Genomic DNA, 15976 nt, shown 5'->3' with positions numbered 1-15976 from the left:
CCCCATCTATCTAGGAGATACATCATGGCGAAGCTTTCCACCGAGGAACTGCTCGAGCAGTTCGCCGGCCTGACCCTCATCGAGCTCAACGAGTTCGTGAAGGCGTTCGAGGAGAAGTTCGAGGTCACCGCTGCTGCTCCCGTCGCCGTCGCCGGTGCTGCGGGTGGCGCAGGCGCTGCTGAGGCTGAGGAAGAGAAGGACTCCTTCGACGTCATCCTCGAGGCTGCTGGCGACAAGAAGATCCAGGTCATCAAGACCGTCCGCGAGCTCACCTCGCTGGGTCTCGGCGAGGCCAAGGCTGTCGTCGACGGTGCCCCGAAGGCTGTCCTTGAGGGCGCCAACAAGGAGACCGCCGAGAAGGCCAAGGCTGCTCTCGAAGAGGCAGGCGCAACGGTTACCCTCAAGTAATCGCGACGCTCACGCGTTTCTCAACGAAGGCCCCGGGTTCGCCCCGGGGCCTTCGTGCGTTTCCCGCCGGTCTCGCGGCCGCCCCGCATGCCGGAGTGCCGCGAGGTCAGCGCGGGGGAGCCGTGGAGCTGCGCACCACGAGGGCGGAGGCCGCGTCGACGAGTTCGAGCGGAGCATCGGGGTGTTCCATTTGCCGCGTCAGCAGGCGCACCGCCTCGTGTCCCTGGTCGCGTGGCGACTGCCCGATCGTGGTCAGGGCGAACATGTCCGCGTGCTCGTGGTCGTCGATGCCGACGACGCTCAGCTCGGTCGGCACGGCGATTCCCAGTCGCCGGGCGGCGATGATCGCGCCGATCGCGGCTTCGTCGCACACCCCGACGATGGCCGTCGGGCGCCGTCGCCGGTCGCCGAGCAGCCCCGCCGCGGCCGTGTAGCCGCCCGGCATGGTCGGGGCGGCGCCGGCCACGCGCGCATGCGCCGCGAGTCCTGCGGCCTGCAGTGCGCCGCGGTACCCCTCGAGACGCTGGGCGTCGCCGAAGCTCAGCTCCGCGGTGTCCGTCGAGCCGCCGACGAAGGCGATGTCGGTGTGTCCGAGTTCGATGAGGTGCTCGGTGGCGATGCGCGCGGCCGCCGTGTCATCGATCGACACGGCGCTCGAGCCGTCGCTGTACGGACCGACGCTGACGAGCGGTCGTCCTGTTCGCTGCAGCCGCTCGAGCTCGTGAGCGCTCGGCTGGATGCCGACGGCGATGATCCCGTCGAAGCGCCTCCCGGGTAGCACGCTCTCGAACAGCCGCTCCCTGGTCTTCGACCCCTCGGGAACGCCGTACAGCGAAAGGTCGTAGTCGAGGGCGAACAGCGACTCCTGCACCCCGGCGAGCAGCTCGGCGAAGAACCACCGGTCCACGGGTGGCATGACGATGCCCACGGTCTGGGTGCGTCCTGTCGCCAGGCTCGTGGCCGAGGAGTGCGCGACATAGGAGAGATCGCGAGCTGCGCTCTCGACGCGCTGCCGGGTCGCCTCCGACACGTATCCGCGGCCGCTCAGGGCACGACTGGCGGTGGCCTTCGATACGCCTGCACGTGACGCGACATCCGCGATCGTGCTCATCGGTCCTCCTCGACCTGATCACGCGGCCTGCGTGGCCCCGACGCGGGGTGCGCGCCGCGTCACAGCGTAGTCGTCGACGCTGAAAAAGGGAACCGGTTCCAGGCGCACGGCGAGGGAGCGCTCCCATATCGTCGGGAGCCGGTGCATCGAATGGTTGCGAGCTTGTGACCCTAGCGTGTTGTGCAGGGATGCGGATGGCCAGTAGGTTGGCCTGGAATCGGTTCCCTAACGATGCCCCGGGGTGGCATCGCACAGCCGGGAACCTGTACTCGAAGAGGAGAATTCACATGGCTCTGTCACAGCGTTCCCGGCGTTACGCGCCGCTCGCCCTGCTGGGGGTCGCGGGCATCGCGCTCGCCGGATGTGGGGCTCCGGGTGGGGCACCCGGCACCGACGGGGGTGACGGGGGCGACGCCACCGTCACGATCTACGGCACGATCGTCGATGATGAGGCGAAGCTCCTCCAGGAGTCCTGGAAGGACTGGGCCGACGAGAACGGCATCACGATCAAGTACGAGGGCAGCCAGGACTTCGAGACCCAGCTCGGTACGCGTGCGCAGGGCGGCAACCCGCCGGACATCGCGATCTTCCCGCAGCCGGGTCTGTTCGCCGACTTCGCCAACCGCGACTACCTGAAGCCCGCGCCGGAAGAGGTCGAGAAGAACGCCAACGAGTACTGGACCGAGGACTGGGTCAACTACGGCACGGTCGACGGCACGTTCTACGGTGCGCCGCTGATGGCCAACGTCAAGGGCTGGATCTGGTACTCGCCGGCAAAGTTCGCCGAATGGGGCGTCGAGGTTCCCAAGACGCTCGACGAGATGGGCGCCCTCACCGAGAAGATCCAGGCGACGACCGGCACTCCCGCCTGGTGTGCCGGCTTCGAGTCGGGCACCGCGACCGGATGGCCGGGAACGGACTGGGTCGAGGACTACGTGCTGCGTCAGTCCGGTCCGGACGTCTACGACCAGTGGGTCACCAACGAGGTCAAGTTCACCGACCCGCAGATCAAGCAGGCGTTCGACTCGGTCGGCGAGGTCCTGCTGAACCCGGCCAACGTCAACGCCGGCTTCGGTGACGTGCGCTCGATCAACTCCACCGCGTTCGGTGATGTCGCTCCGAAGCTCGCCGGCGGCGAGTGCGCGCTGACCCACCAGGCCTCGTTCCTCTCGGGCTTCTTCCCCGACGGCACGGAGGTCGCCGAGGACGGCGACGTCTGGGCGTTCATGCTCCCGGGCGAGTCTGCGGATGACTCCGCCGTCACCGGTGCCGGCGAGATCGTCGGAGCGTTCAGCGACTCCGAGGCCACCCAGAAGGTGCTCGCGTACCTGTCCAGCCCCGAGTGGGCGAACAGCCGCGTCAGCCTGGGCGGTGTCACCTCCGCGAACAACGGGCTCGACCCCGCGAACGCGAAGGACCCGATCCTGCAGGAGACCATCAAGATCCTCCAGGACCCGAACACGACGTTCCGCTTCGACGCGTCCGACCTGATGCCGGGTGCTGTCGGCGCCGGCACGTTCTGGAAGGGCATGGTGGCGTGGGTCAACGGCACCCCCACGGACGACGTCCTCACGCAGATCCAGACGGGCTGGCCCGCCAGCTGAGAGAAGAGGAGGGCCGCCCTCTGGGGGGCGGCCCTTCTTCTCTCATGACGCCGCACGTCGATGTGCGGTCGTCGATCCGCTCCGCGTGATGAAGGGGAATCCGTGAACGCGACAATTTTCTTCCAGTGGATCGGCTCGCTCCCGCCGATCCTGCAGGCGGTCGCCGTCGTCATCGCATTCGCGGTGGTCGTGGCGGTCATCCTGCTCCTCGTGGACATCGCTCCACGCAGGGGGGCGCTGTACACCGGCATCCGGCTGGCGATGTGCCTGCTCATCCCGCTCGCCGTGATGTGGTTCTTCAACTCCTATTACTGGGCGATGGGTGTGGCCGTCGCCGTGGGTGCGCTGTTCTTCTGGCTGGACTATCGATCACGCGATGGCGCGGGATACCTGATCCAGCTCGTCGCCTTCATGGCACCGGCGATCCTGCTGCTGCTGGTCGGCCTGATCCTGCCGTCGATCCAGACGATGTACTCGTCGTTCCTGAGCTCGTCGGGCAAGGACTTCGTCGGGTTCGCCAACTATCTGTGGATCTTCACGCAGTCCGACGGCATCACCGCGGTGGTCAACACGATCATCTGGGTGCTCGTGGTCCCGACCGTGTCGACGATCGTCGGTCTCGCCTACGCGGTGTTCATCGATCGCACCCGCGGCGAGAAGATCTACAAGGTCCTCGTCTTCATGCCGATGGCCATCTCGTTCGTCGGCGCCGGCATCATCTGGCGCTTCATGTACGAGTACCGCGGGCCCGAGTTCGAGCAGATCGGACTCCTCAACCAGATCATGGTCTGGTTCGGGGGTGAGCCGCAGCAGTGGCTGCTGAACGAGCCGTGGAACACCCTGTTCCTCATCGTCGTGCTCATCTGGGTGCAGACCGGTTTCGCGATGGTGCTGCTGTCGGCGTCGATCAAGGGTGTGCCGCAGGAGCTTCTCGAGGCGGCGGAACTCGACGGTGCGAACGCCTGGGAGCGGTTCGTCTCGGTGACCATCCCGTCCATCCGGCCGGCTCTCATCGTGGTGCTGACCACGATCTCCATCGCCTCTCTCAAGGTGTTCGACATCGTGCGGACGATGACCGCCGGCAACTACGGAACCTCGGTGCTCGCGAACGAGATGTACACGCAGTTCTCGAAGTTCGAGGCCGGCCGCAGTGCCGCGCTCTCCGTCATCCTGTTCATCCTGGTGCTGCCGATCGTCATCTACAACGCACGCCAGATCAAGAAGCAGCGGGAGATCCGATGACCGACACCGTGAAGTCCGAAACCGCTGTCAGCACACGAGCGATCACGACCGGAGGCGGCCTCGACGGCGCTGCAGGGCGCACGCGCAAGAAGCTGTCGCGTCCCTGGGCATCCGTCGCCTCCATCCTGATCGCGGTGCTATGGACCCTTCCGACGCTGGGGCTGTTCATCTCCTCGTTCCGTCCTCGCGATCAGATCCAGTCGTCCGGATGGTGGACGTTCTTCTCCGACCCGCAGGTGACGTTCGAGAACTATGTCGACGTGCTGCAGTCCGGCACGACCCAGCTGACCATCCTCGAATCGTTCATCAACTCCATCGCGATCACCATCCCGGCGACGCTGGTGCCGTTGATGATCGCGTCGATGGCGGCGTACGCCTTCGCGTGGATCGACTTCAAGGGCCGCAACGCGCTGTTCATCTTCGTGTTCGCCCTGCAGATCGTGCCGATCCAGATGGCGCTCGTGCCACTGCTGAGCTCGTTCTCCCGAGGCATCAACCTCTTCGGGCTGCAGGTCACGACGCCGCTGGATGCGTCCTCCGGCTACGCGCAGGTGTGGATCGCGCACACCATGTTCGCGCTGCCGCTGGCGATCTACCTCCTGCACAACTTCATGTCGGAGATCCCGGGGGAGATCATCGAGGCGGCACGCGTCGACGGCGCCTCCCGCGGACAGATCTTCTTCCGCGTGGTGCTGCCCCTGACGATGCCGGCGATCGCGTCCGTCGCGATCTTCCAGTTCCTGTGGGTGTGGAACGACCTGCTCGTCGGACTGGTGTTCGCCGACGGCGCCGCGGCGCCGATCACGAAGCTGCTCGCCGAGATCACGGGCACGAGAGGAAACGACTGGTACCTGCTCACGGCGGGCGCCTTCGTCTCGATCATCGTGCCGCTGATCGTGTTCTTCGCCCTGCAGCGCTACTTCGTCCGGGGCCTGCTGGCCGGATCGACGAAGGGCTGATCTTCGAGAGACGACGGGGGCCTTTCGAGGACGGATGCCGCGGTCGGGTGCAACACATCCCCGGCCGCGGCATCCGCGCGTCTACCCTGAAGTCATGAAGTACGCAGACTCCATCGTGGACCTCGTCGGCGACACGCCCCTCGTGAAGCTCCAGCACGTCACCGAGGGCGTCGCGTGCACGGTGCTCGTCAAGCTCGAGTACATGAACCCCGGCGGCTCTTCGAAAGACCGCATCGCCGCGCGCATCATCGACGCCGCCGAGGCATCGGGCGATCTGAAGCCCGGGGGCACGATCGTCGAACCCACCAGCGGCAACACCGGCGTGGGCCTGGCGCTGGTCGCGCAGCAGCGTGGCTACAAGTGCGTGTTCGTGCTGCCGGACAAGGTCGGTGAGGACAAGATCGACGTGCTGCGGGCCTACGGCGCGGACGTCGTGGTCACTCCGACGTCGGTCTCTCCCGACAGTCCGGAGTCGTACTACAGCGTGAGCGATCGACTGGCCAGGGAGATCCCCGGGGCGTTCAAGCCGAACCAGTACGAGAACCCGAACGGTCCGCGCAGCCACTACGAGACCACGGGACCGGAGATCTGGCGCGACACCGACGGCGAGGTCACGCACTTCGTGGCGGGCGTCGGCACGGGCGGCACGATCACAGGGACGGGCCGGTACCTGCGTGAGATCTCGGAAGGACGGGTGCGGATCGTCGGCGTCGACCCGGAAGGCAGCGTCTACAGCGGCGGCACCGGGAGGCCGTACCTCGTGGAGGGCGTGGGCGAGGACATCTGGCCCGGCGCGTATGATCCGACGGTGCCGCATGAGATCGTCGCGGTCGACGATGCCGAGTCCTTCGCGATGACGCGGCGCCTCGCGCGCGAGGAGGGAATCCTCGTCGGCGGGTCGAGCGGCATGGCCGTCGTTGGTGCGCTGCGCGTGGCGCGGGAGCTGCCGGCGGACGCTGTGATGGTGGTGCTGCTTCCCGACGGAGGGCGCGGCTACCTGGGGAAGATCTTCAACGACGGATGGATGCGCTCCTACGGCTTCAGCGAGGTGGAGGACGGGGAGACCGTCGCCGACGTGCTCGCAGCTCGTCCGACCCGGCAGGGCACCGCAATCCCCGACCTCGTGCACGCCCACCCGACCGACACGGTGCTCGAGGCGATCGGCATCATGACCGAGTACGACGTCTCGCAGCTGGTCGTGCTCAGCGCCGAACCGCCGGTCATGATGGGTGAGGTGGTCGGCACGGTCGACGAGAAAGGGCTGCTCGATCTGCTGTTCCGTGGCGAGGCGAATGCGGCCGATGCCGTCGGCGCGCACGTGGGGGAGCGGCTTCCGCTCGTCGGCATCCACACCTCGGTCGCGCAGGCCAAGGCCGCGCTCGCCGACGCCGACGCGCTGCTGGTGACCGAGGACGGCAAGCCTCACACGGTCCTGACGCGTCAGGACCTGCTGGCGTATCTGTCGCGCTGAGCCGATGCCCCGACCCGGGGCGTAACCGGGAGGCCGTCCCCGCGAGGGCGGACGTAGGCTGAGGGGCATGTCCGATCACGCCTTCGCCACCCGAGCCATCCACGCAGGACAAGCGCCAGACCCCGTCACGGGCGCGATCATCCCGCCGATCTATCAGTCCTCGACGCACGTGCAGGACAGCGTCGGCGGTCTGCGTGGCGGGTACGAGTACAACCGGGCGGGCAACCCGACGCGTTCCTCGCTCGAGACGCAGCTCGCGGCCCTGGAAGGGGGCGCGAGCGCGCTGTCGTTCGCATCCGGACTCGCCGCGGAGGATGCACTGCTGCGCGGGATCCTGAAGCCGGGTGACCACATCCTCCTGGGCAACGACGTGTACGGCGGCACGTATCGGCTGCTCACGCGGGTGCTGGCTCCCTGGGGCATCGAGACCACGACGGTCGAGCTCTCCGACGTCGATGCCCTCCGTGCGGCGATCCGTCCCGAGACGAAGGTCGTGTGGCTGGAGACGCCGAGCAATCCGCTCCTGAAGATCGTCGACATCGCCCTGATCGCCGAGATCGCGCACGCAGCCGGTCTGATCGTCGTCGTGGACAACACCTTCGCCTCGCCGGCGCTGCAGCAGCCGCTCGCGCTCGGCGCCGATGTGGTCGTGCACTCCACGACCAAGTACCTGGGCGGGCACTCGGATGTGCTCGGCGGCACGGTCGTGTTCGCCGACGACCGCTTCTTCGACCAGGTCAAGTTCCAGCAGTTCGCGGTCGGTGCCGTCTCCGCGCCGCTGGATGCCTGGCTGACCACTCGCGGCATCAAGACCCTGGCGCTGCGGATGCGGCAGCACTCCGAGAACGCGCAGGCCATCGCCGAGTGGGCGCAGGAGCGTCCGGAGTTCGCGCAGGTGTACTTCCCCGGGTTGCCCTCGCACCCCGGCCATGAGATCGCCGCGAAGCAGATGAGCGGATTCGGCGGGATGCTCTCGTTCGGGCTCGCCGCGGGAGCCGACACGGCACGGGCATTCGTCGAGAGCACCTCGCTGTTCCAGCTCGCCGAGTCGCTGGGCGGCGTCGAGTCGCTCATCGGGTACCCGCCGGACATGACGCATGCCTCCGTGCGCGGCACCGAGCTCGCGGTCCCGGAGAACATCGTGCGGCTCTCGGTCGGCATCGAAGACGTGAGCGATCTGATCGCCGACCTCGAGCAGGCGCTCGACCGCGTCTCCCGCTGACCGCGCAAGACGCGGTATCCGAGACGCATCCCGCGCAGCTGCCAGGGTGCGTCTCGGATCTGTGGCGGTCGGAGGAGGGCAGAGCGGCGGTAACATAGGGGCTTCCCCAGGTCGAATCGATTCGACCCATGTATTCCCCCGAACTCTGGAAGGACGTCGTGTCCGACGCTCCCCGCACTGATTCCCTCCCCGTCGTGAAGGCGGACGATTCCGCTGCCGACGCGCAACAGGCCCCGCAGCCGGAGCGCACCGCGACGGGAAGCATCCGCATCCCGAGCGCGACCGGCGCGATCCGCACACTCGGCGCGAACCCCGCGACCGCTCCGGTCATGCTGCACCCCGGAGATGCCATCTCCCTCGGACGCCGGACGCTGTACATCATCCTGCTCGGCGCGCTCACGGCTCTCGGCCCGTTCACGATCGACCTGTACCTCCCGGCGTTCCCGGTGCTGGAGGAGGACTTCCAGACCACGGCCGCCGCGATCCAGCTGACCCTGACCGGGACGATGATCGGGTTCGCGCTCGGTCAGCTCGTGGTCGGACCGCTCAGTGACAAGGTCGGGCGTCGGGTGCCGCTCATCGCGGTCACCGCGCTGCACGTGCTCGCCAGCGTCGGGGCGGCCTTCGCGCCGGACCTCGGACTGCTCAGCGTCGCCCGCGTGCTCATGGGCGTGGGAGCGGCGGCCGGTGGCGTCGTGGCCATGGCGATCGTGCGCGACCTGTTCGGCGGGCGGCGACTGGTCGTCATGCTCTCCCGCCTCGCCCTGGTCTCGGGTGTGGCTCCGGTCATCGCGCCCCTGATCGGCTCGTGGCTGCTCACGCTCATGCCCTGGCGTGGGATCTTCGGCGTGCTCGCCGCCTACGGCGTGGTGATGCTGCTGTCGACGATCCTGTTCATCCCGGAGACCCTGCCCGTCGCACGTCGCCAGGGCCGGGGAGGGGCGACCATGCTGCAGCGGTACCGCTCCGTGCTCTCGGACCGGGTGTTCCTCGGCGTGCTCGTGATCGGCGGGATGACCTTCTCCGGCCTGTTCTCCTACCTGTCGGCATCGCCGTTCCTGTTCCAGGTGACGCACGGACTCGATGCGCAGCAGTACGGTCTGCTGTTCGCCGTGAACTCGCTCGGTGTCGTCTTCGGCGTGCAGACCGCGTCCCGACTCGCCGCGCGCTTCGGGCCGCAGTGGGTCATGGCCTACTCGACCGCGGTGCTGCTGCTCGCCGGAGTCGCGATCATCGTCACCGATCAGCTCGGCCTCGGGTTGTGGGGCACGGTGATCCCGCTGTTCGTGTTCATGACCGCGTGCGGATTCACGTTCCCGAACGTGCAGGTGCTGGCGCTCGACCGTCACGGAAAAGCCGCAGGAACCGCGGCGTCCATCATCGGTGCGACGAACTTCGGCGTCGCCGGCCTCATCTCGCCCGTCGTCGGATGGCTCTCGCACGACGCCGGGATCACCGCGACGACCATGGCCTCCGTCATGGTCGGATGCGCCGCGATCGGCATCCTGTCGCTCTGGTTCGTCGTGCGTCCGCGCACGGTCGGGATGCTCGCTCCCTGAGTGTTCAGGCATCGTCCGACAGAATGGGACGATGAACAGGCGGATGCTGCTGTGGTGGGGAGTGGGCCTCCTCGCGCTCGCGACGGTGCTGGGTGCCGTGGTCGTGTTCGCCTACCCGGCGATCCCCGGGTTCGATCGGTGGTGGAACGACACGATCGCCGGGGCCCGTGCGGACTGGATGGTCGACTTCGCCCTCGCGCTGAACTGGGTCGGTGGCGGCTGGGTCGCCATCCTCGGAGTGCCGCTGCTGACCATCCTGGTGCTCGTGATCGCACGGCGGTGGCGTGGTGCGCTGTTCGCCGCTCTCTGCTTCGCCGCGAGTGCCGCCGGTGTGCAGCTGCTCAAGCAGCTCTTCGGGCGTGCGCGGCCCGACGACATGCTGGTGGTGAGCGACTACGGCTCGTTCCCCTCTGGTCACACCGCGAACGCCGCGACGATCGCGCTCGTGCTCTGGGTGCTCTTCCCGCGGGTCTGGGTCGCGATCGTCGGGGCGGCATGGGTGCTCGCGATGGCCCTCTCGCGCACCTTCCTCTCGGTGCACTGGGCGACCGACACCCTCGGCGGTGCGCTGGTCGGCGCCGGTGTCGTGCTGGTGCTCGCCGCCTGGCTGCTCCCGTGGGTGCAGCGCAACAGAGTCGCGGTCGAGGCGCCGATAGGCTGACAGGACCCGTTCCCTCCCGAGGAGTCGCCGTGTCCCGCATTCGTCCGTACCGCCCCACCGATCGTGCCGCGCTGTACGAGATCTGCGTGAAGACGGCGGATGCCGGGGCGGATGCGACCGGTGTGCTGTCGGACGATTCGCTGTGGGGCGACCTGTTCGCGGTGCCCTACGCCGAGCGTCATCCCGATCTCGCGTGGGTGGTCGAGAGCGACGACGAGCGCACGATCGGCTACATCGTGGCGACGGACGACACCGACGCCTTCTACGCCTGGTTCCGTGAGGAGTGGTGGCCGACGCTCGAGGGACGCCACCCCCGGCCGGTGGAGGTGGCCACGCGGGAGGATCGGATGATCGACTACGGATACAGCCGCGCCGCCGGCATCGAGCCGAACGTCGCGGATCACCCGGCCCACCTGCACATCGACCTGCTTCCCGAGACACAGGGGCAGGGTCTCGGTCGCCAGCTCATCGAGACGCTGTTCGCCGAGCTGACCCGGCGCGGGGTGCGCGGGCTGCACCTGGGGATCGACCCGAACAATGCCGGTGCCGCCGCCTTCTACGAGCGGCTCGGGATGACGCGCCTGCCGGCGGAACCGGGTGGTCAGATCTACGGCGTGCGCTTCGACGGCTGAGCCCTCGCGATTCCGGCGGCGAGGGCGGGCGCCGGTGCCCCCCTTCGGGGTCCCCCACGCCCCATCAACAAGAAGAGAGCCCCCGCACCAGCGGGGGCTCTCTTCTTGTTTGGCGGTGACGGCGGGATTCGAACCCGCGGTTGCTTGCACAACACACGCTTTCCAAGCGTGCTCCTTCGGCCGCTCGGACACGTCACCAAGGAACAACCTGTCCATCCTATCCGATGCCGGGCGCGCGACAGGACAGATCGCCGACACCCGGGCCTCCGGCACCCCCGGATGTGAAATATTGCACGTCACCTGCCGTCTGGATAGCCTCATGTGAGGACGTATAGCCTTCTATCGTGATACGACGTTTCTCTGGGGGAAGCATGCAGGCGAGTTCGACGGCGACACGAAGCGGCCACCGCACCGCGACGGCTTTCGAGCAGTATGTGAGCGCACGGCGCGGGTTCGTCGAGGGAGCGGTGTTCTTCCTGGAATCCGGCACGCACCTCGAGGCGGTGCTGAGCGGGAGTAGGGCGGGGGACGTCGTCTTCACGCCGGCGGGCACGGCCGTGCGGAGCGATCCGCGAGTCGTCGAATACGACGGGCGCTTCTGCAGGCCCGGTGACCAGCTGACCCTCGACGGCCGCCAGACGCTCGAACTGCAGGAGTACGTCGCCGTGCCCTTCGTGTCGATCGTCGGGCCCACCGTCATCCGGCAGTGCAGCGCGGAAGGCGTGGCCGCCTTCTTCAGCGACGCCGACACGGCGAGGGAATCCGGCGTCTTCGTCGAGCAGCTGCTGAGCAGCGCCGTTCTCATCGACTCCCTCGTCTCCTTCGTCGGGACCGACCACGAGCCGGACGCTCTCGTGCGGGTCCACGTGAGCGCAGACGGCGAGTACCGGGACGGCCCCGACGGACTCGTTATCGGGGAGGTCGGAGATGAGCGTGCGGACGTCGAGGCCCGCGCCGTCGACGGCGCGGGCCGAGGGCGGGCCTTCGCGCGCATCGTCGACCGCGGCATGTTCGAGGCCGACCTCGACGACAGACGGTGGCTCGCGCGGTACGTGGCGGCGCTCGAGATACTGCGTCAGTGGGACGGGATCCCGGCGCGTCCGGCGATCTCGGGGTTCGGTGGGCACATCGTGCGCGCGCTCGACGAACTCCCCGCGCTCCTGGGCGTCGTATCCGCGGACGCGCCGTTCCTGCTGACCGGCGGCGATGACGAGTATCTGCTGGTGGATCCCGTGACTCGTCGTCGGTTCCGCCTCGGGGTCGACGCCGCGCGTGCGGCCGAATGTCTGATCGCGACGGGAGACGAGTCGGCGGCGGTGTCCCTGCTCGCTGCCGAGCTCGACAGACGCGCGAGCAGCGTCGCTCCCGTGGTGCGGGAGGTCCGCGGCGACCTGGCAGCGGCGGGTCTCGACGTGGCCGCGAGCCGGGACGAAGGCCTCTGATGCGAGACGACGACCACGCTGCTCAGCCGGAGCTCTTCGGCGCCAGGGCGCTGCGCGAATGGATCACCGGCGAGCATACGGAGCACTCCCGGATCTTCCTCCTCGAGAGCGGAGCAGACGTCAGCGACCTCGACGACGTGGCCGGTCACGACGACGTGGTCCTGTTGCCGGCGGAGAGCGCGCCGTATGACGGGCCGGCCGGCACCGCCCGGTACAGCGGCGCGCTGCGCGAGGTCGGCGACGAGCTCTTCTTCGGCGAACGCGGCGTCGAGCTCCAGGACTACGTCGCGGCGGCGTTCGTGCAGATCATCGGTCCCACCGCCGTCCGCTTCTTCGATGAGACCAGCTGGCGTGCCTTCCTCGACGATGCGGAGCTCGCGCGACGCACCGGAGTCTTCCCCTCGGCGTTGACCGATCCGCGGGTGCTTCTCGCCGATCGCGCTGCGCTGGTGAGGCCGGGTCGGCTGGAGGCCCCGAGCGCTCTCAGACTGAGCCCGGACGGCGCGGTCAGCCTCGGCCTGCAGGGCGAGATCCTCGGCAGCACCGCCGATCTCGAGGCGCTGCTCACGGTTCCGCTGCCCGGTGCTGCGGCCCTGGGAGGCGTCGTGCCCCGTGATGTGCTCGCAGCCGACCTGGCGAGTCGTGAGTGGATGGGGCGCTACCTCAGAGCAACGGACCTCATCAAGATGCTCCGGCTGGAGACTACGACCGCCAAGATCTCCGGCTTCGGCTGGTCGCTGATCGATGACGGGCGTGCCGACGCCGAACCGCTGGCCGCGGATCCGTTCCTGCTCGACACCGACGACGGTTTCCTGCTCGCGGACATCGGATCCCTGCGCCGCCAACTGCTCTCGGGGTCGACGGCCGTTGTCGTCGCCGCCACGCAGACCTCCCGTTCGACCGAGGTCGCGGCCGACCGCGTGGCTCGACGGCTCGGCATCGCGACATCCGACGCCCGCGCCCTGTGCCGCGAAGCCCGCACGGCGCTCAGCGTCCACGTCGGCACGCCCGCCGATGTGCGCTGCCGAGCCGAGGAGGTCGAAGGGTGAGCCTTCCGCACGCGCTGTGGACGTCGATGCTCCCTGCGGACGAGATCTTCACGCACGACCGCGTGGCCGTCGGCGCGGCAGGGAACCGCATCGAGTTCGCTGACGGATCCACGCGTCTGTGTGCGACGAGCGGTCTGTGGAACGTTCCACTCGGCTTCGGGAACCCGGCGGTCGCCGACGCGGTGGACAGGGCCACGCGTGACGCCTCGTACCTGTCGTTGTTCAGAGCGCCCCATCGGTACGCGCAAGACGCGGCGGAAGCCCTCATCGAATTGGCGGACCCGAGCCGCTACCGCCGCGTCATCTTCTCCACGTCGGGCGGGGCGGCGAATGACGCCGCGATGAAGCTCGCACGCCAGTACTGGTCGCAGAAGTCGGGCGGGTCCCGTTCGATCGTGGCCGGCCTCAGAGGCGGCTATCACGGCACGATGTACGGAAGTCATGCCCTGAGCGGAGACGACCTCCTCCAATCCGCCTACTTCGTCGACCGCAGAGCGGTGAGACACGTCTCTCACAGTGACGACGGCGAAGAGCTGGAGACGCTGCTCAAGCGGGAAGGATCCAGGGTGGCGTCGGTCGTCGTGGAACCTGTCCTCGGCAGCGGCGCCTACGCGCTGTCCGGCGCGTTCATCGATCGCCTCCTCGCCCTCAGGGAGGAGTACGGCTTCCTGATCGTCGCCGATGAGGTCGCCACGGGGTTCGGCCGCACCGGGACGATGCTCGCCACCGACACCTGGGCGGCGGCACCGGATGTCCTGATCCTCTCCAAGGCGCTGACGAACGGCGCGATGGGCGCCGCGACGCTCCTGGTGGGTGACCGGGTCGCTTCCGACTTCGTCCGCGGGGGCTGGACGTTCGTCCACGGCGAGACGCAGGCGGGGACCCCGGCCTGCGCGGCGGCCATCATCGCGGTGATCGAGGAACTGCGCCGCATCGATGTGGAATCGACCACCCGAGCGCTGGGAGCCGGGCTGGGGGAGTTGGCGACGTCGTTGCTGTCGGACGGCGTGGTCACGAAGATCACCGGAAGGGGGTGCTTCATCGGGCTCGGGCTTCGCGCCGAGGATCAGGCCCCGCTCTCCGGGGCGGAGGTGCTCCGCGTCGTCGCGGCCATCGCGCGCAACGGCGTCCTGGTGCAGCCCGGTCCCAGCTCGATCGAGCTGATTCCCGCCTACGGGTTCACCGCGGACGAGCTGCATGAGGTGGGCGCAGCCATCCGCGCAGGGCTGGCTCAGGCGCAGGAGGCTTCCGCATGACCTCGGACTTCGCTGGTCGAGTTCCCACCCTGTGGCACGGAGAAGGGATCGCCCGGCAGATGATGGAGCGCCTCACGGCGGGCCGCGAGACTCTCGTGGTGGCAGACGCGGCTGTCGCGGCCCCCTTCCTGGACGGCCACTCGGCGAGAACGATGACGATCGACGCACCCGCGGTGAACGTGGCAGCCGTCGTCACGATGGCGCAGGAGATCGTCCACCGGTCGCCGAGCGTCATCGTGGCCGTCGGCGGAGGAACCGTGCTCGACGCCAGCAAGATCGCCGCACTGGCGCTCGCCCGCGGGCGCGTGTTCGACTACGCGATCGGGCATGCATCGAGGTCGGCGCTCACGTTCCTGCCCCACGCTCTGCCGGCTGTGGACATCATCGCCGTGCCGACGACGCTGGGCACGTCGTCCGAGACGAACAGCGTCGGCATCCTCACGACCGACCGCGGTCACCGACTCATCGTGGGGCACGCCCTGAGACCACGGCACGCGATCATCGATCCCTGCAACCTCACCTCCCTCACGCCCGAAGCCGTGAGGGAGGGAGCGCTGGAGGCGTTCCTCCGTCTGGCGGGCGCCTCGACGAGCGCGCGGAGAAGCGCCAGGGGGAACCGCGACGCCGTCGCCCTCGGCCGAGCGCTCATCGACGCGGCGACCCGCGACCCCGACTCGGCGGCGGGAAGGCTCCGCATCGCGCGATTGAGTGCCGCGACCCAGCGCAGCGCGGCGCTCAGAGGGTGGGATCCCTACAGTGCCCGTCATTGGTATGTGGCGAACGAAGTGGCCTTTCTGCTGCAGGTCCGCAAGATCGTCGCCACGGCGGCGGTCATCGCCGCGGTCTGGCGACGAATCTGCTCGGGAGACACGCGCTGGGGCGATCGGAAGAGCCTGGAGGGGTTCTGGGCGCGGGCGTCGATCGGAACGACATTGCCCGTCGAACCGCCCGCCGGGATCGCTGCGCTCCTCGACCGCTGGGGGATTCCGCGTCCGCCCGAGCCGAGCGCTCATGACGTGGACCGCATCTCCGCCACCACCGAAGCGGCATGGGGAAATCGCCAGCCGATGCTCCCCGGTCTCACCGCGGGCGACTTCCGTGATCTGCTCCGCGAATCGTGCTGGAGCCCTGAGCCGGTCGGCGCAGATCGCCGACCATCGACCGTGCTTTCGAAGGAGGTGAATTAGATGGGCAGAAATGAGGAGACGAGTATCCGGTTCCAGGAACTGGAAACGATGGAGGCCCCCAGCTGGGAGAGCTTCTATCAGGGCGCGATAGGTGCGCTGGTTCTCATCGGGATCGGCGCAGCCGCCGCGACGTGACCTCTGGTGGCGGAACACGAGAAGCGGAAGGGAGGTAA

Annotated in this window: 15 protein-coding genes and 1 tRNA gene; 14 read left to right on the top strand and 2 right to left on the bottom strand. The window is 68.3% G+C overall.

Features of this window, described 5'->3' with window-relative positions; all coding sequences use genetic code 11:
* Positions 1–24 precede the first annotated feature (24 nt).
* Positions 25–408 (top strand): 50S ribosomal protein L7/L12, encoded by a 384-nt coding sequence (gene rplL, locus ASC55_RS07265; protein WP_017829128.1) that lies wholly within the window; start codon positions 25–27, stop codon positions 406–408.
* Positions 409–514: 106 nt separating this feature from the next.
* On the opposite strand, the gene ASC55_RS07260 is transcribed toward rplL, so the two are convergent.
* Positions 515–1519, bottom strand: a complete 1005-nt coding sequence (locus tag ASC55_RS07260; protein WP_055874052.1) for a LacI family DNA-binding transcriptional regulator — start codon at positions 1517–1519, stop codon at positions 515–517.
* A 287-nt stretch (positions 1520–1806) separates the two neighbouring features.
* Between ASC55_RS07260 and ASC55_RS07255 the strand changes: the two genes are divergently transcribed.
* The 8 genes from ASC55_RS07255 (at position 1807) to ASC55_RS07220 (ending at position 10869) form a co-directional block, all read left to right on the top strand.
* On the top strand, positions 1807–3123 hold the full coding sequence (locus tag ASC55_RS07255; RefSeq protein ID WP_055865444.1) for an ABC transporter substrate-binding protein: 1317 nt from the start codon (positions 1807–1809) through the stop codon (positions 3121–3123).
* Positions 3124–3225: 102 nt separating this feature from the next.
* Entirely contained in the window at positions 3226–4365 is a 1140-nt protein-coding gene (locus ASC55_RS07250; protein WP_200935153.1) for a carbohydrate ABC transporter permease, read from the top strand.
* A complete protein-coding gene (locus tag ASC55_RS07245; RefSeq protein WP_055874046.1) occupies positions 4362–5324 on the top strand; it encodes a carbohydrate ABC transporter permease in 963 nt (320 codons plus the stop codon). Before ASC55_RS07250 ends, ASC55_RS07245 begins: the two co-directional genes overlap by 4 nt.
* A 94-nt stretch (positions 5325–5418) precedes the next feature.
* On the top strand, positions 5419–6795 hold the full coding sequence (locus ASC55_RS07240) for a cystathionine beta-synthase (protein WP_055865435.1): 1377 nt from the start codon (positions 5419–5421) through the stop codon (positions 6793–6795).
* Between the two features lie 67 nt (positions 6796–6862).
* Positions 6863–8017 (top strand): cystathionine gamma-synthase, encoded by a 1155-nt coding sequence (locus ASC55_RS07235; protein WP_055874043.1) that lies wholly within the window; start codon positions 6863–6865, stop codon positions 8015–8017.
* Between the two features lie 128 nt (positions 8018–8145).
* Complete coding sequence (locus ASC55_RS07230) at positions 8146–9576, top strand: multidrug effflux MFS transporter (protein ID WP_371861282.1); 1431 nt, start codon at positions 8146–8148, stop codon at positions 9574–9576.
* Between the two features lie 31 nt (positions 9577–9607).
* A complete protein-coding gene (locus ASC55_RS07225; protein ID WP_055874040.1) occupies positions 9608–10237 on the top strand; it encodes a phosphatase PAP2 family protein in 630 nt (209 codons plus the stop codon).
* A 29-nt stretch (positions 10238–10266) separates the two neighbouring features.
* Positions 10267–10869 (top strand): GNAT family N-acetyltransferase, encoded by a 603-nt coding sequence (locus ASC55_RS07220; protein ID WP_055874037.1) that lies wholly within the window; start codon positions 10267–10269, stop codon positions 10867–10869.
* A 110-nt stretch (positions 10870–10979) separates the two neighbouring features.
* Here the strand turns inward: ASC55_RS07220 and ASC55_RS07215 are convergent.
* Positions 10980–11067, bottom strand: a tRNA-Ser gene (locus ASC55_RS07215).
* A gap of 236 nt (positions 11068–11303) precedes the next feature.
* Between ASC55_RS07215 and mpaB (ASC55_RS07210) the strand changes: the two genes are divergently transcribed.
* The 5 genes from mpaB (ASC55_RS07210) to mpaA1 are packed head-to-tail and all read left to right on the top strand — an operon-like array spanning position 11304 to position 15938.
* On the top strand, positions 11304–12311 hold the full coding sequence (mpaB, locus tag ASC55_RS07210; protein ID WP_235563133.1) for a daptide biosynthesis RiPP recognition protein: 1008 nt from the start codon (positions 11304–11306) through the stop codon (positions 12309–12311).
* Entirely contained in the window at positions 12311–13360 is a 1050-nt protein-coding gene (gene mpaB / locus ASC55_RS07205; RefSeq protein ID WP_055874031.1) for a daptide biosynthesis RiPP recognition protein, read from the top strand. The genes mpaB (ASC55_RS07210) and mpaB (ASC55_RS07205) overlap by 1 nt, the downstream gene beginning before the upstream one ends.
* On the top strand, positions 13357–14616 hold the full coding sequence (gene mpaD / locus ASC55_RS07200; RefSeq protein ID WP_082524262.1) for a daptide-type RiPP biosynthesis aminotransferase: 1260 nt from the start codon (positions 13357–13359) through the stop codon (positions 14614–14616). The genes mpaB (ASC55_RS07205) and mpaD overlap by 4 nt, the downstream gene beginning before the upstream one ends.
* The gene (gene mpaC, locus ASC55_RS07195; RefSeq protein WP_055874028.1) at positions 14613–15803 is read left to right on the top strand and encodes a daptide-type RiPP biosynthesis dehydogenase; all 1191 of its coding nucleotides are present in this window, start codon (positions 14613–14615) and stop codon (positions 15801–15803) included. Before mpaD ends, mpaC begins: the two co-directional genes overlap by 4 nt.
* Positions 15804–15938, top strand: coding sequence for an MpaA1 family daptide-type RiPP (gene mpaA1 / locus ASC55_RS17765; RefSeq protein ID WP_017829103.1), 135 nt, complete (start codon positions 15804–15806; stop codon positions 15936–15938). It begins immediately after the preceding gene.
* Positions 15939–15976: the final 38 nt, after the last annotated feature.

The organism is Microbacterium sp. Root322 (assembly GCF_001425645.1).
GTDB lineage: Bacteria > Actinomycetota > Actinomycetes > Actinomycetales > Microbacteriaceae > Microbacterium > Microbacterium maritypicum.
This window is presented reverse-complemented; position numbering and strand designations above follow the sequence as displayed.